The sequence below is a fragment of the Candidatus Beckwithbacteria bacterium genome (genome assembly GCA_026397255.1).
GTDB lineage: Bacteria > Patescibacteriota > Microgenomatia > UBA1400 > CG1-02-47-37 > JAPLVF01.
Genome location: JAPLVF010000014.1, coordinates 1 through 23764, shown reverse-complemented (window position 1 = coordinate 23764; position 23764 = coordinate 1). Strand labels below are relative to the sequence as shown.

Annotated in this window: 32 protein-coding genes and 5 tRNA genes; 20 read left to right on the top strand and 17 right to left on the bottom strand. The window is 42.6% G+C overall.

Going from position 1 to position 23764, the window contains the following annotated elements; all coding sequences use genetic code 11:
* Positions 1-7: 7 nt before the first annotated feature.
* Entirely contained in the window at positions 8-1840 is a 1833-nt protein-coding gene (locus NTZ93_04580; protein ID MCX6817112.1) for an O-antigen ligase family protein, read from the top strand.
* Positions 1821-2351, top strand: coding sequence for a peptide deformylase (def, locus tag NTZ93_04575; GenBank protein MCX6817111.1), 531 nt, complete (start codon positions 1821-1823; stop codon positions 2349-2351). Before NTZ93_04580 ends, def begins: the two co-directional genes overlap by 20 nt.
* On the opposite strand, the gene NTZ93_04570 is transcribed toward def, so the two are convergent.
* On the bottom strand, positions 2348-2956 hold the full coding sequence (locus NTZ93_04570) for a nucleotidyl transferase AbiEii/AbiGii toxin family protein (protein ID MCX6817110.1): 609 nt from the start codon (positions 2954-2956) through the stop codon (positions 2348-2350). The genes def and NTZ93_04570 overlap by 4 nt on opposite strands.
* Entirely contained in the window at positions 2946-3218 is a 273-nt protein-coding gene (locus tag NTZ93_04565; protein ID MCX6817109.1) for a hypothetical protein, read from the bottom strand. The genes NTZ93_04570 and NTZ93_04565 overlap by 11 nt, the downstream gene beginning before the upstream one ends.
* 20 nt (positions 3219-3238) lie before the next feature.
* Between NTZ93_04565 and NTZ93_04560 the strand changes: the two genes are divergently transcribed.
* Positions 3239-3919 carry a formyltransferase family protein gene (locus NTZ93_04560; protein MCX6817108.1) on the top strand — a complete coding sequence of 227 codons (681 nt, stop codon included), beginning with the start codon at positions 3239-3241 and terminating at the stop codon, positions 3917-3919.
* Here the strand turns inward: NTZ93_04560 and NTZ93_04555 are convergent.
* Positions 3876-4112: a hypothetical protein gene (locus tag NTZ93_04555; protein ID MCX6817107.1), complete on the bottom strand. Its 237-nt coding sequence runs from the start codon at positions 4110-4112 to the stop codon at positions 3876-3878. The two genes, NTZ93_04560 and NTZ93_04555, sit on opposite strands and share 44 nt — an antisense overlap.
* Positions 4113-4139: 27 nt before the next feature.
* Between NTZ93_04555 and nadD the strand changes: the two genes are divergently transcribed.
* Positions 4140-4712, top strand: coding sequence for a nicotinate (nicotinamide) nucleotide adenylyltransferase (nadD, locus tag NTZ93_04550; GenBank protein ID MCX6817106.1), 573 nt, complete (start codon positions 4140-4142; stop codon positions 4710-4712).
* Here the strand turns inward: nadD and NTZ93_04545 are convergent.
* A complete protein-coding gene (locus NTZ93_04545) occupies positions 4703-5095 on the bottom strand; it encodes a hypothetical protein (protein ID MCX6817105.1) in 393 nt (130 codons plus the stop codon). The two genes, nadD and NTZ93_04545, sit on opposite strands and share 10 nt — an antisense overlap.
* Before the next feature lie 223 nt (positions 5096-5318).
* Between NTZ93_04545 and NTZ93_04540 the strand changes: the two genes are divergently transcribed.
* Positions 5319-5909 carry a site-2 protease family protein gene (locus tag NTZ93_04540; GenBank protein MCX6817104.1) on the top strand — a complete coding sequence of 197 codons (591 nt, stop codon included), beginning with the start codon at positions 5319-5321 and terminating at the stop codon, positions 5907-5909.
* On the opposite strand, the gene NTZ93_04535 is transcribed toward NTZ93_04540, so the two are convergent.
* Positions 5898-6548, bottom strand: coding sequence for a GGDEF domain-containing protein (locus tag NTZ93_04535; GenBank protein ID MCX6817103.1), 651 nt, complete (start codon positions 6546-6548; stop codon positions 5898-5900). The two genes, NTZ93_04540 and NTZ93_04535, sit on opposite strands and share 12 nt — an antisense overlap.
* A gap of 200 nt (positions 6549-6748) precedes the next feature.
* On the opposite strand from NTZ93_04535, the gene NTZ93_04530 reads away from it, so the two are divergent.
* Positions 6749-6820 (top strand) — tRNA-Thr (locus tag NTZ93_04530).
* A gap of 14 nt (positions 6821-6834) precedes the next feature.
* Here NTZ93_04530 and NTZ93_04525 read toward each other — a convergent pair.
* Entirely contained in the window at positions 6835-7071 is a 237-nt protein-coding gene (locus NTZ93_04525; protein MCX6817102.1) for a hypothetical protein, read from the bottom strand.
* A complete protein-coding gene (locus NTZ93_04520; GenBank protein ID MCX6817101.1) occupies positions 7068-7400 on the bottom strand; it encodes a DUF5674 family protein in 333 nt (110 codons plus the stop codon). Before NTZ93_04520 ends, NTZ93_04525 begins: the two co-directional genes overlap by 4 nt.
* A 27-nt stretch (positions 7401-7427) precedes the next feature.
* On the opposite strand from NTZ93_04520, the gene NTZ93_04515 reads away from it, so the two are divergent.
* From NTZ93_04515 to NTZ93_04500, 4 genes are all read left to right on the top strand, one after another.
* A tRNA-Tyr gene (locus NTZ93_04515) sits at positions 7428-7510 on the top strand.
* A 24-nt stretch (positions 7511-7534) separates the two neighbouring features.
* Positions 7535-7610: transfer RNA gene (locus tag NTZ93_04510), tRNA-Thr, on the top strand.
* Positions 7611-7649: 39 nt separating this feature from the next.
* On the top strand, positions 7650-7829 hold the full coding sequence (gene rpmG / locus NTZ93_04505) for a 50S ribosomal protein L33 (protein ID MCX6817100.1): 180 nt from the start codon (positions 7650-7652) through the stop codon (positions 7827-7829).
* A 6-nt stretch (positions 7830-7835) separates the two neighbouring features.
* A tRNA-Ala gene (locus tag NTZ93_04500) sits at positions 7836-7906 on the top strand.
* Here NTZ93_04500 and NTZ93_04495 read toward each other — a convergent pair.
* Complete coding sequence (locus NTZ93_04495) at positions 7888-9366, bottom strand: hypothetical protein (protein ID MCX6817099.1); 1479 nt, start codon at positions 9364-9366, stop codon at positions 7888-7890. The two genes, NTZ93_04500 and NTZ93_04495, sit on opposite strands and share 19 nt — an antisense overlap.
* Positions 9367-9407: 41 nt before the next feature.
* Between NTZ93_04495 and NTZ93_04490 the strand changes: the two genes are divergently transcribed.
* Positions 9408-9479 (top strand) — tRNA-Trp (locus NTZ93_04490).
* A 5-nt stretch (positions 9480-9484) separates the two neighbouring features.
* Here the strand turns inward: NTZ93_04490 and NTZ93_04485 are convergent.
* The 4 genes from NTZ93_04485 to NTZ93_04470 all read right to left on the bottom strand — a co-directional run bounded on the left by NTZ93_04485 (position 9485) and on the right by NTZ93_04470 (position 13826).
* Positions 9485-10675, bottom strand: a complete 1191-nt coding sequence (locus NTZ93_04485; protein ID MCX6817098.1) for a sigma-70 family RNA polymerase sigma factor — start codon at positions 10673-10675, stop codon at positions 9485-9487.
* Between the two features lie 478 nt (positions 10676-11153).
* Positions 11154-12110, bottom strand: a complete 957-nt coding sequence (locus NTZ93_04480; protein MCX6817097.1) for an alpha/beta fold hydrolase — start codon at positions 12108-12110, stop codon at positions 11154-11156.
* Positions 12103-12933, bottom strand: a complete 831-nt coding sequence (locus NTZ93_04475) for a deoxyribonuclease IV (protein MCX6817096.1) — start codon at positions 12931-12933, stop codon at positions 12103-12105. Before NTZ93_04475 ends, NTZ93_04480 begins: the two co-directional genes overlap by 8 nt.
* The gene (locus tag NTZ93_04470) at positions 12933-13826 is read right to left on the bottom strand and encodes a UTP--glucose-1-phosphate uridylyltransferase (GenBank protein ID MCX6817095.1); all 894 of its coding nucleotides are present in this window, start codon (positions 13824-13826) and stop codon (positions 12933-12935) included. The genes NTZ93_04475 and NTZ93_04470 overlap by 1 nt, the downstream gene beginning before the upstream one ends.
* Positions 13827-13855: 29 nt before the next feature.
* On the opposite strand from NTZ93_04470, the gene secE reads away from it, so the two are divergent.
* The 5 genes from secE to NTZ93_04445 all read left to right on the top strand — a co-directional run bounded on the left by secE (position 13856) and on the right by NTZ93_04445 (position 16192).
* Positions 13856-14038: a preprotein translocase subunit SecE gene (gene secE / locus NTZ93_04465; GenBank protein MCX6817094.1), complete on the top strand. Its 183-nt coding sequence runs from the start codon at positions 13856-13858 to the stop codon at positions 14036-14038.
* A gap of 3 nt (positions 14039-14041) precedes the next feature.
* Positions 14042-14638, top strand: a complete 597-nt coding sequence (gene nusG / locus NTZ93_04460; GenBank protein ID MCX6817093.1) for a transcription termination/antitermination protein NusG — start codon at positions 14042-14044, stop codon at positions 14636-14638.
* 10 nt (positions 14639-14648) lie between these two features.
* Positions 14649-14825, top strand: coding sequence for a hypothetical protein (locus NTZ93_04455; GenBank protein MCX6817092.1), 177 nt, complete (start codon positions 14649-14651; stop codon positions 14823-14825).
* A 145-nt stretch (positions 14826-14970) separates the two neighbouring features.
* Entirely contained in the window at positions 14971-15390 is a 420-nt protein-coding gene (gene rplK / locus NTZ93_04450) for a 50S ribosomal protein L11 (protein ID MCX6817091.1), read from the top strand.
* A gap of 1 nt (position 15391) precedes the next feature.
* Entirely contained in the window at positions 15392-16192 is an 801-nt protein-coding gene (locus tag NTZ93_04445; protein MCX6817090.1) for a hypothetical protein, read from the top strand.
* Here the strand turns inward: NTZ93_04445 and NTZ93_04440 are convergent.
* Positions 16173-16787, bottom strand: coding sequence for a hypothetical protein (locus tag NTZ93_04440; protein ID MCX6817089.1), 615 nt, complete (start codon positions 16785-16787; stop codon positions 16173-16175). The two genes, NTZ93_04445 and NTZ93_04440, sit on opposite strands and share 20 nt — an antisense overlap.
* 99 nt (positions 16788-16886) lie before the next feature.
* Here NTZ93_04440 and rplJ point away from each other — a divergent pair, with 99 nt between their 5' ends.
* The 3 genes from rplJ (at position 16887) to NTZ93_04425 (ending at position 18133) form a co-directional block, all read left to right on the top strand.
* Positions 16887-17420 (top strand): 50S ribosomal protein L10, encoded by a 534-nt coding sequence (rplJ, locus tag NTZ93_04435; GenBank protein ID MCX6817088.1) that lies wholly within the window; start codon positions 16887-16889, stop codon positions 17418-17420.
* Positions 17417-17815 (top strand): 50S ribosomal protein L7/L12, encoded by a 399-nt coding sequence (gene rplL, locus NTZ93_04430; GenBank protein ID MCX6817087.1) that lies wholly within the window; start codon positions 17417-17419, stop codon positions 17813-17815. Before rplJ ends, rplL begins: the two co-directional genes overlap by 4 nt.
* A gap of 78 nt (positions 17816-17893) precedes the next feature.
* Positions 17894-18133, top strand: coding sequence for a MerR family transcriptional regulator (locus NTZ93_04425; GenBank protein ID MCX6817086.1), 240 nt, complete (start codon positions 17894-17896; stop codon positions 18131-18133).
* Here the strand turns inward: NTZ93_04425 and NTZ93_04420 are convergent.
* From NTZ93_04420 to NTZ93_04405, 4 genes are read right to left on the bottom strand one after another with little or no spacing between them, the layout of a single operon-like run.
* Complete coding sequence (locus NTZ93_04420) at positions 18110-18778, bottom strand: WecB/TagA/CpsF family glycosyltransferase (GenBank protein MCX6817085.1); 669 nt, start codon at positions 18776-18778, stop codon at positions 18110-18112. The two genes, NTZ93_04425 and NTZ93_04420, sit on opposite strands and share 24 nt — an antisense overlap.
* Positions 18765-20108: an aldehyde dehydrogenase family protein gene (locus NTZ93_04415; protein MCX6817084.1), complete on the bottom strand. Its 1344-nt coding sequence runs from the start codon at positions 20106-20108 to the stop codon at positions 18765-18767. Before NTZ93_04415 ends, NTZ93_04420 begins: the two co-directional genes overlap by 14 nt.
* A gap of 14 nt (positions 20109-20122) precedes the next feature.
* Positions 20123-21268 (bottom strand): glycosyltransferase family 1 protein, encoded by a 1146-nt coding sequence (locus NTZ93_04410; GenBank protein ID MCX6817083.1) that lies wholly within the window; start codon positions 21266-21268, stop codon positions 20123-20125.
* A 1-nt stretch (position 21269) separates the two neighbouring features.
* The gene (locus tag NTZ93_04405) at positions 21270-22283 is read right to left on the bottom strand and encodes a rod shape-determining protein (protein MCX6817082.1); all 1014 of its coding nucleotides are present in this window, start codon (positions 22281-22283) and stop codon (positions 21270-21272) included.
* Between the two features lie 195 nt (positions 22284-22478).
* On the opposite strand from NTZ93_04405, the gene NTZ93_04400 reads away from it, so the two are divergent.
* A partial coding sequence (locus NTZ93_04400; protein MCX6817081.1) for a helix-turn-helix domain-containing protein occupies positions 22479-23764 on the top strand: 1286 nt, incomplete at its 3' end.

Sequence of the window (23764 nt, the reverse complement as noted above, 5' to 3'; positions counted from 1 at the left end):
TTTGCTTATGAACCTCAATAAAATCTGTTCAAAAGTCATCGAATTCTCTTTTTACGCCTTATTTATCATCGTTCCCCTGATTCTCACCCCTTACAACTACGAGCTGTTTGAATTTAATAAAATGCTTACGGTTTATTTCTTAACGGTAATTATTGCCTCAGCTTGGATTATTAAAATGATTGTTAATAAAAAAATTCTCATCAGCCGGACGCCGTTTGACATTCCTTTAGTTTTATTTTTACTCTCCCAAATTCTTTCGACGGTTTTTTCGATTGACGTCCACACCTCACTCTGGGGCTACTATTCCCGCTTTCACGGCGGTTTGATATCCACCATCTGTTATCTCACTCTTTATTTTGCCTTTGTTTCTAATAATATTTCGGTTAAAAAAAGCTTAAAAGTAATTTTATCAACCGCTGTGATTGTTTCTCTTTACGCTATCGCCGAACATTTCGGGATTGATAAAACTATTTGGGTCCAGGATGTCCAAAGCCGGGTCTTTTCGACCTTAGGCCAACCTAACTGGCTCGCCGCCTACCTGATTGCTCTGGTGCCTTTATCCCGCTGGCTCGCCCCAATTTTTTTACTTACCATTTACTTCACCAAAAGCCAGTCCGGCTTGGGGGCTACCTTAATTACTCTTTTTTTAATCTTTGTTTTTTTTCTAGTCAAAAAACGATTGTTAAAAATTATTCTAATCGCCGCCTTACTGACCGGAGGCAGTTATTATTTACTGTCTTCACCGCTAGCCGTCAATAATCAAAAAACACTCCAATTGATTAATGAGGAAAATCTCACCCGGCTCGGCGGTTCCTCTTCCTTGTTAATCCGCCGCGTCGTCTGGCAGGGAGCCTTTGATGTCTGGAAGCACTATCCGGTTTTTGGCTCCGGCGTGGAGACTTTCGCTTATTCTTATTACAACTTCCGTCCCGCGGCCCACAATCTGCTCTCCGAATGGGATTTCTTGTACAACAAGGCCCATAACGAATATGTCAACTATCTCGCTACCACCGGCGCTTTCGGCCTCGGCACCTATTTATTATTTATCTTCTGGGTTTTAATCTGGATTTTATCTAGGCCCTACTCCCTAAACGCTATTGCCCTTCTTTTAGGCTTTATTTCTATTTTAATCACCAATTTTTTTGGCTTTTCCGTCGTCCCGGTCGCTTTATTTTTCTTCTTATTTCCCGCCTTCGCCGTTAACTTTCAAACTCCTAGGCTAACAATATCAAAAAATTCAAATTATTCTCTAAACAAATGGCAATCTCTTTTTATCATTACTATTTTATTCCTTAATCTTTATTCTTTAATCTTTATTATTAATCTCTGGCGCGCCGACAAAATTTTTAATTTAGGCCACAATTTACTCAATGCCAACCAAATCCCCCGCGCCGCGCAAACTTTAAAACAGGCCGTGGACCTCTCACCCAATGAACCGCTTTTTCGGAACGACTACAGCGAAAGCCTGGCTAAATTAGCTTATCTTTATTCCGGACAAATCTCTAACCCTCAGGTCTCCACCGAAGCCGCCAAATTAAGCGGCCTTTATCTTAAAGAGGCCATTAGCCAATCTGACCAGGTGATTCAAGCCAACCCTGTCCACTTAAATTACTGGAAATCCCGGATTAAAGTTTTTCTGCTTTTAAGCAGCTTGGATACAAAATATACTCAAAATGTTGTCGAATCTCTTCAAAAAGCCATTTATCTGGCCCCCACCGATGCCAAGCTTTACTATAATTTAGGCCTGATTTATGAGCAAATAAACCAAACTCAACTGGCTAAACAAGCTCTTCAGCAAGCCCTGGAATTAAAACCTAATTATGATATTAAATTACCCTAACCCCATCCTGCGCCAAACCGCTAAACCTGTCAAAACTATTAACGAAGAAATTCGCGAGCTGGCCAAAAATTTGCTGGCCACGGTTATTCCCGATCCCCGGGAACCGCTCGGCGTCGGCCTGGCCGCCAACCAAATCGGCTCTCTTTGGCGTGTCTTTGTCATGATGTTCCCTACTAAAAAAATTGAAGTAATTATTAATCCCCAGATTTTAAAATCTTCAAAAAAAATGCTTTCGTCTTTACCCAAAAACGACCAATTTCTTGAAGGTTGTCTGTCTTTCCCCGGTTACTACGGCTTTGTTGACCGGCCGGTAAAAATTAAAGTTTCCTACCAAACTCTCAGCAGTCTGACAAAAACAGTCCGCCTGACCGCCCCTTACTCGATTTACTTTCAGCACGAACTCGACCACCTAAACGGCATCTTATTTATTGATTATATTAAAAAGTCAGATGAACAGCTTTATTTCGGCTCCGGCCGCGACCACCTCAAACCAGTTAAAAATCCGTTTTAACTGACTGCAATTTTTTTTAACTCCTCTTTGATAATCTCATCTTTCACCGCCATTCCCGGCAGGTATTCTATATCTTCGGAATAATCAACATCCGCAAAATAATCCAGTTGCTCCCGCAGCAAACGTTCATTAATATGATTAGGAAATAACTGACTCGCCCGATTGACAACTTCTACTAACGAATATTTTCTGAAAATAAAATACAAGTCCACGTAATCCTTCCATTTCGCCCGCTGGCCCAAGGCATAAACTTTCATGGCAGAGATCGTTAATACATCCGGCATGGTGATGATTTTTTCGCAACTAACTTCGTGCGGTACAACGAAAGGAAAATTATACCAACTCATTTTTACCTGATTTACCTTAACTGTTAATTCATCTTTACTATTAATATAAGTTTGGCTGATCGGATAATACCGGTTAATTTTTTTAATAATCAGGTCATTTCTAAAATCTTTCTCTGAAAACAGATCAAAATCAATCGACCGCCGATGGCCCAACTGCAGCGTCAACGCCGTTCCGCCAACCAAATAAAACTGCGGAGAGAATTGGCTGATTAAAGGCAGTAATTCCTGCTGATTTTTTGTTAAAATTTTAGTCAGCATGAAAAGTTAAATAATCATTAAACAAAACCCGGACAGGCGGCCGCAAATTAACCCGCCTCTGGGTGGTCATTTTTTCAAATAACAGACGGATTTTATCTAACCCCCACCATTTTTTTAGCTGTAAAAAATCTGCCCAGTCGCCGTAATTCATTACTCCCTCAAGAATACTTTCATCAGATAGTTTCGTCACATCTGCCACCCACCACCATAAACCCCGATGTTCGTCCAGCCAGCTCGCTAATTGTTGTTTTCCTAACGGCATACTCCTATTATACTGTATCTATGCCGCCAATTTCTATTCTTTTCTTCGGTTCTTCAGCCAACTCGGCTATTGTTAAAAAAGCCCTAATCCAGGCCGGCTATACTCTTGTTGACCAGCCGGACAAAACCAATCTGGTTATCAGCGCCGACTATGGCCAAAAACTAAAGAGCGCTGGTCTCAATCTCCACCCCTCGCTTTTGCCCCGTTACCGCGGCTCCACGCCTGTTCCTTGCCAAATCTTAAAAGGAGAAACCGAATCGGGGATTTCCATTATTCAAATGACTGATCAGTTTGACGCCGGTCCGATTGTCGCCCAGGAAAAAGTACCGATTTTACCTGACGACACCACCCCGGATTTACTGAAACGCTGTTTTACTAAAGGTGCGAACCTTTTAGTTAACATCCTCCCTGCTTATTTGAACAATAAAATTACTCAAAAAAAACAAGACGAATCGCAAGCCACCTTCACCCGTAAATTTACCAAACAAGACGGCTTTATCTCTTGGGAAGAATTTAAAAAATCCCGCCAATCCCCAACCCTAGACCGTAAAATCCGCGCGCTTTTCCCCTGGCCGGGTGTCTGGACTACTATGCCCAATAAAAAAACCTTAAAGCTTCTACCCAAAAATTTGCTCCAGCTTGAAGCTAAACAGCCAATTACTTGGAAACAGTTTCAAGCGGGTTATCGGCAATTTCTTTAAAATACTCGGTTATTGGCCTACCAATCTCTTCTTCAAAAATTTTCCTACATCGTTCATTCACGATCATTAAACCTGCTAACTTTAATATATTCACCTGGATACTTTCAGCTGTCTCTCCAAACTGTTCTAATAAATCTCTTGGGAATTTCCCGCAATCAAATCCTACTACGGGAATCGGGGCTTTTTCAGCCATATGTCTCCTTTTCTGTTACAATAAGACATGAATATAACTCTTTTCGGCGGCAGTTTCAACCCACCGCACCTCGGCCACGAAATTGTTTTAACCCAGACTTTTGACTTAATCCCAAACTTAAATGAAATTTGGCTTCTGCCCACCTACCAGCACACTTTTGTCAAAAATAACGATTTAGCTCCGGTCAATTTCCGCCTCGCCATGGCAAAATTATTAGCCACGGACCGCATTAAAGTCCAAACCTGCGAAATCGATAAAAAAATGTCCGGACAAACCATTGACTCGGTTAAATTTTTAAAAAAGACTTATCCGCAGCACCAATTTTCTTTCCTGATGGGCTCGGACCAGTTAAAAACTTTTGACCTCTGGAATGACTGGCAGAAATTATTAAAACTCATGACTTTTTACATCTACCCCCGCGCCGGCTTTACTTTTCAGCCGCTTTATCCCAACATGAAAACTCTGGAACATCCTTTACAAGTCATTACCAATATTTCCTCTACCATTGTCCGCAAACGCCTCCAAGCCGGCCTAACCATTAACCACCTCGTTCCTGAAAAAATTGCCGCCTATATTAATAAAAACCGTCTCTATATTTGAGGAGCTTGAACTTCAGCTTTAATTTCCTGGACAAAACTATCTAAATATCCATCAATCGCTAATTTCCCTATTAATTCCCGTGCTTTGGGTTTTAACTCTCCTGTGTCCTTATCTAACCCAGCCGGGCTTGCCATCATATTCCTTAATGCTTCTTTAATTACAAAAGGGTAGCCACATAAGTTAACCGCTTCATGGTATTTCTGTTCCAGTGTTCCCAAATTTTCTTCAACCATATGGCTATTTACCATAAAAAGAATAAAAGACCCCACGTCTCTTGCCGTCACCAGCTTTTCCAAACTACTTAACTCGATCCCCCCTACCATACTTGCTTTTCCGGGCAGGAAATTTTTATTTAAAATTTTGCTTCTTAAATGCGCGGACACAGCTGGTACACAAAATCATTCTCTGTTTTTTCCCGTCAACCATTACCGTTATCCGCTTTAAGTTGGGTTGGAATACTCTTAATACCCTGTTTTTGGCATGCGATACAAAATGCCCGTACTGGATACCTTTACCGCATTTTTGACACCTGTGTGACATATCAGGATATACTATAATTCATTAGGTCAATTAGGTCAATTAGAATAATTAGGTTAATTTAAAATTATGTTCAATGATTTCCTGATTTTTATTCCCGCGCTTTTAATCGCCCTAACTGTTCATGAATTTAGCCACGCCCTGGTGGCCGATAAATTAGGCGACCCTACTCCCAGACTAATGAAACGTTTAAGTCTTAACCCCTTAAACCATCTTGACCCCATCGGCACCTTGATGCTTTTATTTTTCCATTTCGGCTGGGGCAAACCCGTCCCTTTTGACCCCTTTAACCTGCGCCACCCCAAACGCGACGCCGCCTTAATTTCTCTTGCCGGTCCGGCCAGCAATCTGATTTTAGCCACTATTCTTTCTATTATTACCAAACTTTCCGGCATCCCTCTCTTATCTCTTATTTTTCTTCCCTTAATTATTATTAATGTTAACCTGGCTATTTTCAATCTTCTGCCCATACCCCCGCTTGACGGTTCTAAAATCCTTTACGGCATCTTGCCTTTAGACTGGGCTGACGAATACAACGACTTTATGCGCTCTTACGGTACGGTTTTACTGATTTTGTTAATTCTCCCCATCGGCGGCTCATCTTTAGCCATCAAACTCATTATGCCGGTGATAAATGTGATTACGAATTTACTGCTCTGAAGCAATTACTAATTGACCTCTTCCTCTTTGTTTTGCCTGATATAAAGCCCTGTCCGCCGGCTTATAAACATCTGCAAAAACGTTCGTTAATTGACTGTCATCCGTTTCGGCAATCTTAACCATTTTATCCCAACCAACCTCACATAAACCAGCGCTAAAATTCACCCTCATTGTCTTGGAATTTTTCCCTGTTAAAATTGGCAATTCTTTTAATCTCTCATCAATTCCCTCGTATGTTGCTCTGCCGGATTTATCTTCTCCAAACAGTATCAGTAAAAATTCCTCTCCCCCCACTCTTACTAAAGCATCAGTGTTATGAATATTCCTTAATAAAAGTCGGGCGAAAGAGTTAAGGACTCTATCTCCAACTCCATGACCATACATATCATTTATTCTTTTAAAATGGTCTAAGTCCAGCATTAAAACCGCTACTTTTTGTCCAACCAAATCCTGACCGTTAATATCTTTATATTTATCAGGAACCGCAATCATTTTTCTTAAAAGTCTTCTAAGTCCTTTTCTGTTATAGGCACCGGTTAACTCATCAAGGCCAGCTTTGGTGTCCGCCTGCTCATTGATAATCTTATTCCATTCTAGTGCTTCTGCATGCGTTTCTGGTGTACTAAGGGCTTGATTCATAATGCTTGACAACCTGCTATAATGATTTTACTGCCCTACCGGGCGCGTTGACAAGTTGAAAAATTTTTCCTCAACGCTTTCTATAAGGAAGGCATTATACCAGAAATCTGTGGATTTTTGATTAGCTTTCCACCTTGAACTTTAGTTCGGGGAACAGTTTCAACCAACGACCATGTGTAGGGTAGTTTGTATTCTTCCACGCCGCCTTAGCTCAGTGGTAGAGCAACGCTTTTGTAAAGCGAAGGTCCTCAGTTCAAATCTGAGAGGCGGCTCAACTATAAAAAAACTAAACCAAAATTGCCGCCGCCGTCCACGCCTTCTCTGCCGCCTTCAATTTTTCTCCGCTTAGATTTTTTATCTTATTTAACCATGACCCGGCAGGTAAATTACCAATTTTCAGTCCCTTATTTCCATACAACTTGATATCTCTCTCCAAAAATTGGCTGGCCAAATTTATCTCGCCATGATACAACCACTCCCCAATCCTCATTAAATCTGCCGATAAATTTTTTTTATGATTCATAAATTTAGTTTTTCTCTCACAATTTTATCAAATTTTTCTCTTATTTTTACATCCATAATCACATGGCTGGGGTTTGTCTGACCGCGGATATTAATCAAGGCTGTATAATCAAACTGCTGATTTTTTAAATTAATTCCGCCGCCCCACAAATCGCTCTGCTTGCTTCCATTGGCTATCAATATTTTCTCTCCGCCTGCATGCCATTCCCCCCCGATTGTTATTAATTTTGTTTTTATATCTACAACCACTTTAATATATTCGCCGTAATCTTTTTTGGCTTGATTTAAGCCTTCTTCATCAACTTTATTCCTTATCAAAACTGTAGTCATATTGCTATAATAGCATGAAGTTAAAAAGCTGGGGTGGTAGAGCGGTCAATTACCCGTGTCTGTAAAACACGTGCCTTACGGCTACGCAGGTTCGAACCCTGCCCCCAGCACTTCGCTTTGCTCAGTGCAAGCACGCCGTCTTAGCTCAGTTGGTAGAGCACGCCCATGGTAAGGGCGGGGTCCCGGGTTCAAATCCCGGAGACGGCTCCAAATTGCCAAAAACACTAATTACTGCTAATATTTCAGTCTATGGCAAAAAAATCTAAAGGCCCGCGCGGACTGATTGCTCTTAAGTGTTCCGTCTGCAATCGGCAAAACTACATTACCCAAAAAAACCGGACCAATACTCCGGAAAAATTGGCGTTAACCAAGTATTGCCGCAAGTGCCGTAAACACACCATTCACAAAGAAACCAGTAAATTAAAATAAATTTCCGGGCCCGTGGTATACCGGTAACATGCTTCCATGGCATGGAAGAGTAGAGGGTTCAATTCCCTCCGGGTCCACTTATTCTGAACCGCTCTTTCAGCAACTCAAACTGAGAGATCACCGGCGCATTTTTTTCATTTCTCTTCAAAAAAATGATGACTCTTTGATCAGCATAAACCGGCGCCCATTCCGGATCTTTCACTCTCTGAATTAAAAATTGCTGTCCCCACGGCGTAAAGTCCTTAATCGAAAAAATAATCGCCTGAAATTGATATTTTTCCAGCTGTTTCTGCCACACCTGATCGTCTTCCTGCATCGGCACATAAACTTTAGTAAAAAAATCTGCCGTGTAAGCTTCCGGCCGATTATCCACAAACACTTTTTCCTGCGGATAAAAATAATAAATTAAGTAACTGCCGATATCATAATTGTTAAAAATCGGGCCGGATAAGTTTTCTTTAATAAAAAACTCGGCAGCTTTTTGATTATTAACTTCCAGACCTAAACCGAATTGATGCGTCAGGCTGTAAACGACTATTCCCACTGCTACCGCCGTCACCCCTAGAAATGACTGATTTTGACTATTTTTGGCAATCCCTGACCAATTAACCGCCATAATTGGTAAAGTCAGTAAACCAAATAAGGCAAAATTCCTGATCGCCAGCCACCCGGCCGCACTGATCGCCACCGCTACCAATAAATTAGTCACCGCTACTTTTCTTTGTTTGATAAAGACAAAAATAAAACTGGCCACTAGCAGTAAAAATACTATTTTAAACACCAAATAATGCGGGTTGCTGAGTATTTTTTCAATCATCCACACCGGCTGATTTTCCGCCAGCCGGTAACCGTAGTTATTAAAAATCGTCAGCGGCGCCAGCAACCCCTTAACTCCATACGGATTAACCATTATTGCCAAGCAATCAACTATAAAAACAGTCAATAATTTAAACCTCCGTTTACCCAATAAAAAACAGCCGATTAAGCCCGGCCCGAGGAAAAAATAAATGTGAGTATTAACCCACACTATTTGTAATACCGGCAACAGCCAAATCCATTTTGTCTTCTGATTATCTTTAAACTTTGTCAAAATTAACCAAAATACACTGACAAAAAAGTAAGTAAATACCTCCGGCCTGATCTCTGTCCGTTCTGCCAATAAATTAATCACCGGCAAGGCCAATAAAGTCGTTATTAGTAAATTACCGGAGCCATACGCCCACCACAACATTAGCCCCAAAGCCGCCGTTGACAACAAAATATAAAATAGCTGCAGACCGCTAAATCCGCCTATTTGCCAAATTTTGTAAAAAATCACTCCACTCAACCAATGATGATTTAAAACCGGATAATCGGTTTCTGTATAAGAATAGGTATTTGTCTTCAAAATCTGGCCTTTTTCCCAGAAAACTTGTCCGTTAACCAAATGCCTTCCCAGATCCGCCGTGACCAAATTAATTTTGTGACTCAAAAACAAGCCGTAAAATAAACACAGCAATATTACCAGTAAAATTTTAGTTAAGCGATTGTCAGACACTCAATAATTATAACAAGCATATGTTAAAATAGTTTTAACAAAGGGGTGTGATGTCAACGGTAGCATGGAGCTCTCCAAAAGCTCTCGTGAGGGTTCAAATCCTTCCACCCCTGCTTTACTATCCCAAATAATCTCTTAATTTCCGCCTGACTGCCAAGTGACGCAGACGGGATAATGCCTGAGCTTCAATTTGCCGGATACGCTCACGGGTAACACCCATCTTCTGACCGACTTCTTCAAGAGTATAAGCCTGTCCGTCCAGTAAACCGTAACGCAGTTGCAGAACCCTGGCTTCACGCGGGGGTAAGCCATTCAGAAATCCACTCAAGTGTTCACGTAACAAATCCGCAGTCGCCTCATCCGGCGGGGAGATTTCATCATCTTCGATAAAATCGCCGAGAACAGAGCTTTCCTCATCATCAGTCGGTGTCTCCAATGAAAGCGGCCGCTGTGCCACTGCAATCATATTCTCAACTTTCTTGGGCTGGGTATTGAGTGCGACAGCCAATTCCTCCACTGACGGTTCCCGTCCCAAACCTTGGGTCAGTTGATGCTGAACACGTAACATTTTATTAATCTGATCGCCCATGTGGACCGGTACACGGATAGTGCGGCCTTCGTCGGCAATGGCGCGACTCACGGCCTGACGGATCCACCACGTCGCATAGGTGGAGAATTTGTGGCCGCGGCGGTAATCAAATTTCTTGACAGCCCGCATCAGACCAATGTTCCCTTCCTGAATTAAATCAAGAAAAGGCACGCCACGACCCATATATTTCTTGGCTACCGAAATAACGAGACGGGCATTGGCATTAATTAGGTGCTCACGGCTAACCCAACCATCCTCAATAATTTGATGCAGTTCTAAGCGGCGGCTGGGAAAAGTTTTGCCGCGGGCCAATTCTTCACGGGCCATTCTGCCACGCTCGATACTTTGGGCCAACCCCACTTCTTCGGTAGCGGTTAAAAGCGGCACCCGACTAACTTCTTTAAGGTACAACCCGATGGTATCATCAACATCAATGTTGGCCAGATAATCATCAGGCAACGCTTCCGTCTTTGTCTCAGCTTCGGTTTCTTCCGCACCCATCAGTTCGTCATCCAAAGGTTCACCAGTCGACGCATCTTCCAAAAAAACCACCCCCTCGCTTAACAGTCCGGCAAAAACTTCTTCCAACTGTCCCGCATCCTGTTCGGCCTCCGGGAAAAAATGCACAATGTCGTCAAAAGTGACATAAGATTTCTTCCGCCCCAGTTCGATTAACCGATTGATAGGTGAATATTCCTCATCATGTTCAGAAACATTAATTTCAGAAAATTCTATTAATTTTGGAGTTTTTTCCGCCGCCGTAGTCCATCTGTCCACTTTAACTTTTGGTTTTAATGCTTTCAATCTCTCCAGAACATTACTGTCAATCTCTTGCATTTGATAGACTCTTCTATAGTTATCTGCACCGCCTTGAAATTGCTGCCAAAAATGCCTAAGATACTCAACGTCCCAAAATTTTTTATCCTTCGGCCTCACTCCCTGTTTTTCTAAAGCTTCCATTGTTATGTAAATTGTTGTCCTGAATTTTCCATCTTTCGGACCTGTTTCTTGTCCATCTTTTCTGACAATTAAAGCCTTAACCAGTGAGATATGAATGGTTGGAGTCCCGTTTACCTCTGTCCATAATTCTGGAAATTTTTCCAGTGGACTTTGCTCTAATTTTTCTATTGCTTGAAGTTCTGAAACTACTTCTAACCTCGCCATATTTCCAATATCTTATAGTATTACTGACTAAAAATCAATTTTCTTTAAACCACTCTAGGCTTCTTTGCACTGCTTCATCCCAACCCGGTTGTAAATTATGATCCGCTCCGGGATAAATATAAAGTTTTACTGTCTTCCCTTTATCTTTTAAATTTTTCTCCAAATCCTGCGACCATTTCAAGGGAACCGACTCATCGGCCGTTCCCTGGTGAATTTGGACCGATGCCTGAACCCAGTCATAATAATTATGGATCGAAAACTCATTGGCGTCGTATTGGGTATCAAAGCCGGCAATTAACTTCCGCAGCGCTTTGCCATAATCATCATACTCGTCCGTGTAATAAAGGATTGAGTATGGAAACGGTTTGGATACTGGCGCCCATAAAACCGTCGGATAGTTTTTTCCGGAAATCTCCAAAACTGATAAGGCAATCTGACCGCCGTTGCTATGCCCCCAAATATTAATTTTGTCCGCGTTCGCCTGCGGTAACATTTTCACTGACGCAATTAACTGCAGCGCTTCCACCGGGCATAAAAACCTGTTTTCCAAGTCATTCTCCGGTGCTTTATCCGACTCACCGTAGCCCAAAAAATCCGGCGCTAAAGTTAAGAAACCGTTTTTGGCAAAATATTGCGCGGCTGGTTGAGTCCCGATTCCGGTTTGGAAAATTTCCTTATCCACATAGCCTCTAACCATAATCACTACCGGCCATCCGTCCGCCGGCACTTCGCCTGCCGGCTGATTAATTTTTCCGCTGACCTTTTTGTTTTCCACCCAATAATAAAACTTACCTCCCTCTACCCAAATTCCCTCCGGCTGAAACACTCGTTTTCTTAATTCCGGAAAGCTGTATTTTTGCAGTGGTTTCTCTGTAAAAATCCACTTTGACGCCGGCGATAAAAAATTTCCCTTTTGCCTTGACCATAAATAAAACAAACTTATCCCGATTACTATTAGTAACCCTATTAAATAAAATATTTTTTTATTCATTGGCTAATTTTTTTAATATTTCCAAATTCTTTTTATCCGGCCCGTGTCCGTCAAATCCCGGCGTTTCAATAATCAAAGGCAAATCTTTAAAAGCCGGATAATTAACGAATTTTGCCAATTCTTCCAGTCCCATTTTACCTTTGCCTAAGTTTTCGTGCCTGTCCAACCCGCCGCCTAACACCCCTTTTGAATCATTGACGTGCAGGCAAACCAACGATTTAACTAGATCAAACTGCTGCAGGGTATTTTCCAAATCTTTAGCGAAGGAAAACCCTGCCCCCCAGGCATGACAGGTATCCAAGCACCACCTAATTCTACTATCATTAATAGCTGTCATTAACAAGCTAATTTCACTTAATTGAGAACATATTTTACCCTTCTGTCCGGCACTATTTTCAATAATCAGCTCTGACTCTTTAGAACTATCCTGTAATATCTCTTTAATACTATTCACTAATTGTTCCTGTATCGCACTGAATCCCCGGCCCTGATGGCTGCCCAAATGAACAATTACTCCTTCGGCGCCGATTAAGCTGGCAACTAATAAATCGTGTTTTAAAGACTTTTTGGAAATGGCCACCAGCTCGGTTTTATCCGAACCTAAATTAATTAAATACTTAGCATGAATAAAAATTGGCTGAATATCATCTTGTAGAGCCGTCGCTTTAAATTTTTTGACCTCATCCTCTTTAGGTAGAGCCGCTAGCCACATCCGCGGGCTCGAAGAAAAAATCTGTAAAGAGTTTCCACCCATTCTGACGGCCGCTTCCACCGCTTTATCCAATCCGCCGCTGATTGACAAATGGGCACCGATGCGTCTCATTAACTTAAATCCAGTGTTTTTAAATATTTTTTAAAATCCGGGGCCATATCCGGTCGCGCCAAAGCAAACTCTACCGTCGCCTCTAAATACCGCAGCGGATCACCGGTCGTCATCCATTTTCCCTCAAGCCTGGCCGCATAAACCGGCCGTCCTTTGGCATATTCAATAATGGCATCAATCAACCACAATTCATTGCTTTTACCCAATTTATTCTCTTGTTGGTTTTTTCTTAAAATCTTGACAATGTCCGTGTTTAAAATAAACCGGCCGAACTGCGCTAAGCGCGACGGCGCTTTTTCCGGTTCCGGCTTTTCCACCGCGCTTTGCACCCGGTCATTGCTCCCTTTTTGTAGCTTATAAATCCCGTAACGGCTCACTTCGCTTTTGGCCACTTCCTGAACCGCTACTGTGACCGCTCCGTTCTTTTTATCCGAATACTCCATGATCTGTTTCGTGCATGGCTTTTTGGATAACACTAAATCATCGCCGAACATGTAAATAAACCGCTCGTTCGGGGCCAATAAATCCTGAACGCATAGAAGCGGCGTGCCGTTACCGTAAGGCAAATGCCTTCCCTGCCGCACGTAAATATAATTCGCCATCCGGTAAACCCGTTGGACTTCTTCTAACTCTTTTTTCTTGCCGTTTTTCATCAGTTGAATTTCCAGCTCTAAATTTGAATCAAAATGATTTTCCAAAGATGTTTGCCCAAACCGGGTGACTAAAATAATGTCCTTAATTCCGGAATTAACCGCTTCTTCAACTAAATACTGGATCACCGGTTTATCGATAATCGGCAGCATTTCCTTGGGTTGATTTTTCGTGGCCGGTAAAAATCTCGTTCCGTAACCGGCTACCGCAATTACTGCCTTAGTTATCTTTCTATTGCCCATAAGCAAACTCTAGTATAACATATTAAATCATGATAGAATCACAAAACTTTATCAAAGCGTCGATCGCTGAATTAAAGCAGGTTGTCTGGCCGAACAAAAAACAGGTTTTGCGGCTGACAATCATCGTGATTGCCGTCAGTGTGGCGACAGGCGCCTTCATCGGCGGCCTTGATTATGTCTTTACCAATTTTGTTGGTTTATTAGTAAAATAAATTATGACTGATATTGTCATCGAACAGGAAGAAAAGGATAACACCAACCACGTCGTTATCAACGACTCCGCTTCCCCAAAAGCCAAATGGTACGTCGTCCACACCTACTCCGGCCATGAGCTTAAAGTCACCCAAGCCCTAAAACAACGGGCTGAATCGATGAATTTAACTGACTATATTTTAGAAGTTCTAATCCCTACCCAAAACAAAATCCAGATTAAAAAAGGCGAGAAATTCTCCATCAAAGAAAAACTTTTTCCCGGCTATTTACTGGTTAAACTGATTTTAACCGACGATTCCTGGCTGGCTGTCCGCACCACCCAAGGGGTTACCGGCTTTGTCGGCATCGGCAATCAACCCACCCCTCTGCCGAAAAGCGAAGTGGAAAATATCCAGAAATTTATGGCCATGGCCGCGCCTAAATATAAATCCGTCTTTTCCATTGGCGAAGCGGTCAAGATCATTGAAGGCCCGTTTGCTGACTTTCTTGGTTCGGTTGAATCTTTGGATGAAACACGAGGAAAAATTAAGGTTTTAGTTTCCATTTTCGGTCGCGAAACCCCGGTCGAACTCGACTTCCTGCAAGTGCAGAAGATATAATAGAAATAATATGCTTATTACATCAAATCAATTTTGGTTACAAGAACCGCCAGCACAAAACCCAGATCCAAACCCAGACGCCCCAAGTGTTCCTCCAGAAATTATCAAACATAATACTGAATGGGATGGAAAAGTTTGGCAAGATCCAGATTATAGCGAACCTGAAGAAGATAGTGATGATAATTAAAATTGAAACGATCTTGTTTTAAACTTAATTCTTTGTTATACTTTCCCTACTTCGTCAACAGCGAGGGAGGTCACGATAACATCGGACCGAAATTTAATCCTTGCTGTGACGCAGGGATTTTTTAATAGTGAGCGAAGTCGAATCTATGGCAAAAAAAATTAAAATTATCATCAAGCTGAATATTCCCGCCGGCAAGGCCAACCCTGCCCCGCCGATCGGCCCGGCCTTGGGCCAGCACGGCGTGACCATCATGGAGTTTTGCAAGCAATATAACGAAAAAACCAAAACCATGCAGGGAGTTATCCCGGCTTTAGTCACCATTTTTGAAGACCGCTCCTTTATTTTTGAACTGAAAAAACCGCCGGTTGCCGCCCTGATTAAAAAAGAGTTAAATCTTCCCAAAGGTTCGGCCACTCCGGGCAAAGAAGTAATTGCCACTATCAAAATGAGTCAGATAGAAAAAATCGCCCGGGAAAAACTGGATGACTTAAATACTACTTCTTTAGAGTCGGCTAAAAAAATTATTAGCGGCACCGCCCGCTCAATGGGGATAAAAGTGAAGTAATATGGGCAAAAAGAAAATCGCTCTAGTCGATCTCTCCCAATCCGAAACCGCTCAGCTAAAAGCTAGCGGCGTCAGAAGCCAAAAGCTCACTAAAACCAAGACTAAAAAGACTGTCGAAGCACCATTGCCCGTGGCCGAAATTCCTCTCCAGGAACCAATTAAAAAAGAAAAAGAGATTGTTAAAGAAATTAAGAAAATTAAAAAACGAGTTAAGCATCATCGCTCGAAACGTTATCTAAACTCAAAAAAGCTGGTTGATAAGAAAAAAACTTACCCGATCCCTGAAGCCGTCAAACTCTTACGGGAAATCTCTCAGGTTAAATTTGATGCTACCGTCGAATTTCACGCTAATTTAACCTGCGAAAAATTATCCGGTGAACTGTCGCTGCCTCACGGTACCGGCCGGAAACAAAAAGTTGTTATTGCTTCCGAAGAACTGCTCGCCAAATTAAATGACGGCGTCATTGACTTTGATGTCTTGGTTTCTGAACCTCAATTTATGCCTAAATTGGCAAAATATGCCAAAATTTTAGGCCCCAAAGGCTTAATGCCCAACCCGAAAAACGGCACAATTTCTCCCCAGCCCGAAGCGGTGAAGAAAAAACTGGAAGCCGGCGCTTTCCGTTATAAATCCGAGCCCAAAGCCCCGCTTTTACATTTAGTCATCGGCAAACTTTCCTTTAAAGACGAACAACTGATCGCCAATATTGCCACCGTGATTGCTACCCTCCAGCCCAAGAATTTTTCGACTGTGTATCTCTGCTCCTCCATGAGCCCGTCAATTAAACTGCAACTGGAATAATTCTTTCGCTCATTACCCGCTCCATTATCCTCACCACTGATTCTGCTTTATCTGATTTTCCCCAGTTATGTGGCGAAAAAACTAATAATTGGTCCATTGATAAAGGTTTAATTACAATCTTTAAATACTCATCTTTCCACGAATCACTCCCCGTCATCATTGTTTGATCGCTTAACCATTCCAAACCCAGGCAATAATTATTTCCCTCTACATCCCGAATTACATGACCATTAGTTTCATCTGTTAAATAATAACCAACATTGGGCATTCTATAATCAACTCCACCTGTCAAAAGATTATAGCTTAGATTAAAAATCCGAGAATCAGTCATAATCGAAACGTGCGTCGGATCACCAACCCCATCAAAGCCTAAAACTATGTTCTTGTCCTGACTGGTAAGAACAAGACTTATTATCGTTCTTGTCTTTTCATCAACCGATAAAAGTAAGCTCGGAACTGATTCTTTAGACTGACCCCTTTTAATTAAATTAATCCAATAACTAACTAAACCTGTTTCACTCGGCACTTTATACCAATACAGCATCCGATCATCTGATAGTTGATCTTGCCATTGCTCTTTTTCAATTTGCGTCATATTACTAATTATAGGCCATTGACACCAGTTAATCAATAGTTATAAAATCAGCTTTGTCCTAAGACAACAAGCGCTAAAATAAGTCTTGTCGAGGAAACTATGCCAAGTCAACAAAATCTTACTACTGTTTCAACCCTTGCCGAAAAACTCCAAAAATCTAAATCTGTTGTTTTGTCCGATTACCGTGGTTTAACCGTTAATCAACAGCGCCAATTAAGAAATCAGGTCAAGGCCGTTAACGCCGAACTAATCGTCGCCAAAAACAGCCTCATTTCTCTGGCTTTAAAAGCAGAAAAATACTCCCTCCCCGCCAGTCTTACCGGACCGGTCATGATACTTTTCGCCTACGAAGACGAAATTGCCCCAATAAAAGTCCTAGCCGAATTTGCCAAAACCAACGAACTGCCGAAAATCAAACTGGGCTTTTTGGCTAAAAAGCCCTTAACTGACACCCAGGTTAATCAATTAGCCAGCTTGCCCACCAAAGTCGAACTTCTGGCCAAAACCGTCGGCACGCTTAAATCCCCGCTTTACGGTATTGTTAACGTTCTGGCCGGTAACATTAGAAAATTAGTTTATGCGATATCCGCCATCGCCAAGGTTAAGGCGGACAAGGGGGTGAAATCTAAATGACAGACAAACTTTCTGCCAAATTAACCAAAATCATCGAAGAAGTCGAAAAACTTTCCGTTTTGGAATTAGCTGATTTAGTTAAGGCTCTTGAGGAAAAATTTGGTGTTTCTGCTTCACCAGCCATAGCTTTAGCGCAGGCTGGCCCCGCCGCTCCCGCAGGCGCTCCTGCGGCTGCTGAAGAAAAAAGCGAATACCAGGTTGTTCTCGCCTCTGCTGGCGCCAACAAAATCGGCGTTATCAAGGCTTTAAGAGAAATCAACCAAGCCTTAGGTCTAAAAGAAGCTAAAGACTTAGCTGAAGCCGCTCCGAAAGAAATCGGCACTTTTAAGAAAGAAGAGGCCGAAGCTGCTAAGAAAAAACTTACAGCCGCTGGCGCTCAGGTAGAGCTCAAATAACTCTACTTGACACCTTCCCATCCTCTTTGATATATTGATTATGGTTTGAGTAGTAATTAGACTGCTTTTGAACAGACAATGGACAATCAAAATATATCACAAGATAAACCTCTGCCTCAAAAAGCTAAAATTTCTCTAGAATCTTTGCCGGATTTATTGACTGTCCGGGAAGTGGCCGAACTCTTACGTGTCTCTCCACTCACCATCAAACGCTGGGGTAAACGCGGCAAACTGCCGGCCATCCGTATCAACTCCCGCGGCGACCGCCGCTACAAAAAAGAAGCTGTTCTGTGGTTATTGGGTATCCAGGAAAAATAATTTAATAAACTTAACTAGCGCTAACTGTCTTTTTATCCGCCACGGCTGAACCATCAACCGCCACAGCCATTCCAACCCAAGCGCTTGCACCCGTAAGGGTGCTCTTAACCACGGCTTCACCACTTGGTCCAGCGCCCCACCCACCCCCATCGCTACCTTAACTTTTAATTTGGGTAAATTGTGAACAATCCATTTCTCCTGTTTTCCCATCCCCAAAGCCACAAACAGCAAATCCGGCTTAATTTTATTAATTTCTGCCACATTGGGTTCGCTCATACCAACTACCCCCAGTTTTTTACCGGCCTTTTCCGCCACTTTATTAAAACCACCGGTTAAAACCGTTTTATAACCTTTTTTAATTAATGCCAGCATCAAATCCGTACCCGTAACTCTTAAAAGGTCAGACCTTGTAAGGTCTGACCTTTTTATGGCCCACGCTAATCCGATTCCGTCGCAGATTGCCAAATCCGCCTGATTTAAGATTTTTTTAAATTCCTCATCTTTCTGGGCCAACATCACAAACTCGGGATTTATAGTCGCAATATATCTTTTTTTATCTTGCCTTACCCATCTACCGACCAACTCCACTGCCTCCTCTAAGCTCGCTCTATCCACCCTTACTCCCAGAATTTTAACGCTCAACATACCAGTGCTTTTTATGAACAAACTCCCAAATCCCGTGCTTGCCGCCTTCAGTGCCGAAACCGGATTTTTTTAAACCCGTCCACGGCGAACCAACCGGACAAGCAAAAGTCGTATTAATATACACTGACCCGGCCACCAACTCTTTTTGGGCCTTAGCGATTTTTTCTTTGGCTTTGGTAAACACCGTTGCCGTTAGACCATAATCAGAATCATTCGCCAGCTTAATTGCCTGATCAAAGCTCTCCACCTCCATCACCGGCAGCACCGGCCCGAAAGTTTCCTGCCGCATAATTTCCATCTTATTATTCACATGGATCATTAACGTCGGCTCGTGAAAATAACCCTTAATATGTTTTTCGTCCCGCAGTCTCCGGCCCCCGACAATTATCCGACCGCCTTGAATTATCCCCCGGGTGATTTGCTGTTCAAATTTCTTTAGCTGGACTTCACTCACTAACGGCTGCAACTCTAATTTTTTAATTTTTTCACTTAATAATTTTATTAATTTGTTATAAACTTTTTTCTCCACAAATACCCGTTTGATGGCACAACAAATCTGACCGCAGTTATCAAACCGGCCATGAACAATTTTTTCGGCTGTTTTTTCCAAATCCGCGTCAGCACAAACAATTGCCGGTGAACTTCCACCCATTTCCAAAACAAATTTAATTAACCGGGCACTGCATTTATTGGCAATTTCCTGGCCAACTACAGTCGAACCGGTAAAACTGACCATATCAATTGGGCTATCCACCAGCATTTGGCCGACTAAAGCCCGGCCGTGCAACACTTGCAACACATCGGCAGGTACGCCAGCCTGCCATAATAATTTCACCCACATATCGGTTACCAGCGGTACATATTCCGATGGCTTTAAAATCACGCTGTTGCCCGCCATTAAAGCCGGCGCTAAAGCCATCATTGGGGTATCCAAGGGATAATTCCAGGGTTTAATCAGGGTCACCACCCCGACCGGATCATATTTCAGCCAACTGGTTTTGGGAACTAAAACCTCATCCGCTAAAACTTTTAATCCGAATTTAACCGCATTCTTAACATCATTTATCCCCCCATTCACCTCGTCTTCCGCCTCTGTTAACGGCTTGCCCATTTCTAAACTAATCTGTTTGGCTAAAATTTTGGCATTTTTCTTAATTAATTCCGCCGCTTTTAGCAAAATTTTCCCCCGTTTTTCCAAAGCTTCACCTCGCCATTTCTCAAAACCAATTTTGGCTTTTCTCACTGCTTCTTCAATGTCTGCTTTAGTCGCGATTTTCACCGCACCTAAAATCTCGCCGTTTACTGGATTTATCGAAGTTAATTTACTCACTAGCTCTTATTTTATCACCAATCTGTTAAAATTTCCAGAGTTTCCCGGGCCGCCTTTTCCCAAGAAAACTGCTTTACCTGGCGTAAACCTTTTTCAATCAATCCCTGCCTCAATTCATCGTTTTCTAAAACCAAGCGAATCGCCTGAGTAATTTCTTCTGTTTTTTCCGGGTTAATGATTAAGGCCCCTTCCCCGGCTACCTCCGGCAACGCTCCCCGATCAGAGGTAATTACCGGTATGCCTAAAGCCAAAGCCTCTAAAATCGGCAAACCAAATCCCTCCATTAAACTCGGGTAGACAAACACTTGGGCCATTTTATAGACCGCGGCCAAATCCGCTTCGGCCACCCGGCCGATAAATTTCACTCTTTTTTCCACTTTATATTTTTTTGGTGCCGCCAAAATCTCCTCATACATCCATCCCAATTTCCCGACTATGACCAAATCCCCATTCCACACCCGGTGTGGAAGATGTCCACACACCGGGTGTGTGATTAATTTTGAAAACGCCTCAATTAACCTGACTAAATTCTTCCTCGGCTGGACTGTACCCACAAACAAAATGTATTTTCCCGGCAAAGAGTATTTGTATCTAATCTGTCTTAAATATTCGCCGCTAAACTGCCTATTAATAAATTTAGGGCTTATCCCTTCGTGAATTACCGTAATTTTTTTCTCATCCGCTCCCAACCTTGCCGCTAATTGTTTTTTTGTCCACGCTGACACCGCAATTAATCTGTCAGCCTGTTTGACCGCGTATTCCGTTGACTTATTCAGCCATAATTTCTGGGGAAACTGATAATACTGGGGTAAAAACTCATACTCCAAGCCGTGAATCGTCACCACAGTTTTAATTTTAGGATTTCTGATAACCGGCAATGTATGCGCCGGCACCCATAAAACCTCGACCGGATTTTTAAGAAGCTCTAATGCCAACCCTCCCTGCGTCCACAACATCTTCCAGTTAATTTCTTTTACCTGCAAGGTCCGACCTTGCAGTCCTGCAAGGTCGGACCTTATGGGATTTCTTACATATAAAATAAATTCATGTTTTTTTGCCTCCGGCAATTTTAAAATCGCCTCAATTATTTCTTTAGAGTAATTTTCCGTACCGGTTTTGTCTTTTCCAAACGCCCGCGACGCATCAATACCGATTAACATTTTATCTCCGGCTGACTGCCCGCTTGTATAAATCCAGATTCTCCAGAGCAATTCCCGTTCCTTTAACCACAGCCAACAGTGGTTCCTCGGCCACATGGCAGGGCACACCGGTTTCTTTGGTCAATAATTTGTCAAAATTTTTCAAAAGCGAGGTTCCCCCCACCATTACAATCCCCTTATCGATAATGTCCGAGGCCAATTCCGGCGGAATTTCCTCCAAAACTGTTTTAATCATTCCCACAATTTGGTTGATTTTCGGTCGCATCGCCTCTTCAATTTCTTCCGGACCCACCTCGACCGTTTTCGGCAAACCCTGAATGCTGTCTCTGCCTTTAACCAACATTGGCTTCAAATTATCAGTTTCACTCATTAAAGCTCTGCCTATATTTAATTTAATCTCTTCTGCTGTCTGTTCGCCGATAATAATTCCGTGTTTTTTTCGCAAATAAAGGGCAATCGCATCATCTAAGGCATTGCCGGAAACCCGGACACTTTTCGCCACCACCACTCCGCCTAAAGAAATTACTGCCGCCTGAGACGAACCACCGCCCATATCCACCACCATATTACCAGAAGCCTCGCCCACCGGAATACCGGCCCCCAGCGCCGCCGCAAATGTCTCCTGGATAATATAAACTTCTTTGGCTCCGGCCGCGTAAGTGGCATCTTCCACCGCCCGCTGCTCCACTTGAGTACAGCCGGCCGGCACACAAATCATTACTTCCGGTCTGATCAGCCAACTTTTACCGCAGACTTTTTGAATAAAATACCGGAGCATTGCTTCGGTAATCACGTAATCGGCAATCACCCCATCGCGCATCGGCCGCGATGCGGCAATCGACCCCGGCGTCCGGCCCAGCATTTCTTTGGCTTCATTGCCCACCGCCACCACCCGGTTATCATCCACAGTCACCGCCACTACGGTCGGCTCCTGTACCACAATTCCTTTACCTTCGACATAAATCACCGAATTTGCTGTTCCTAAATCAATGCCAATTTTTTTACTTAAAGCCATGCTTAACTAACTTTAACACTATCAGTTTCATTCTTCAACCATTTATAAACTATAACAATATGTAACTTTATATAACAAAATATATTGGTATTTTTCCTCTGTTATTAGCACCTTGACACCTTCTTACATATAGTCCATACTGAATCGTGAAAACTTTTAAAAATATGGACAAAGTTGGACATTTCCAGAGTAAAAGTGTTTAGCATTAAAGACGCTGCCCAAGCTTTAGGGATCCATCCGAAAACCATTAGGCGCTGGGAAAAATCCGGCAAATTTATTCCCCAAAGAACTCCCGGCAATCAGCGCCGTTTTTCCCCCGACGATATTTTGAAGTTAAAAAAACTTCAGCTTGCCCCTAATCCCATTCCCGGAGTGAAACCTGCCTGCGCAGGCAGGGATGTCCACACACCGGGTGTGAATCTCTGGACCAAATACACTCACTTTCTAAGCTTAACCGCTTTAATCATTGTTTTATTTCTTGCTGGTTACCTTTTTTACCAAAATTCCTCCAAAATCGCTTCTCCGACCATTCAACAACTAGACTTAAATAAACAAGATGTGCAAATCGCCATGCCTCAGGTAGCCAATTTTTTAAACGGCCAGATTACCATCGGTTCGGATACCGGCACCCTCTCTTTTCTTGACCAAAAAGGCAATCTTTATCTTAAAAACTCCGCCCTGGTTGAAGGCGTCATTCAAACTACCGCTCTTCAATTTGCCCCTTCCGCTAAACCTGATAATCAGCTCGGCCGCCAGTACGTTGATAAAACTACCGGCAACCTCATGTATTTTGACGGGTTAGACTGGGTTACTCTAAATCAAGCCGCTTCCCAATCAGCCAATCTTAATTCTTCTCTGGCCACCAACTCCGCCTTGCCTCTTAAAATCTTAGGCAGTGCTGACCAGGCAATTATGACGATTGATGAGAATAGCGCCTACCCGGTTTTATTCAGCCAACCCACAAAAGTTTTAGCCAATTTTTACGCTAATAAATTTATCGACAGCGATTCCTCAAGTTATTTTCTTGATCCGTCTGCCTCAGTGATCAGCTTAAGTGTCGCCGGCAACGCCACGATTAGCTCCAATTTAACTTTTTCCGCTTACGGCGAGTCTATTACCAATTCTGTCGATAATTATTTAGTTTTCTCCGGCGGCCTGGGGATTGGTGGTATTACCAGCTATGGCTTTTCCCCTGATTTCAAAGTCAAGGCTAAAAATGCCCAAGTCGACGATGAATTAGTTATTTCCAATCTTAAACTAACCACCAATAAAATCGAGGCTCTCAACAACGACGGCATCAAACTCTACGACAACGCCGGTTACGGTCTTTATATTAAAGATGGCGGCAATGTTACCATTAATGGGGTCGACCTCCTTGTTCCTGACTATGTTTTTGATACTAATTATCAACTCCTTTCCCCTATCGACCTGGAAGAATTTACTAAAATTCACCATCATTTACCCAACGTCGCCTCGGCTGA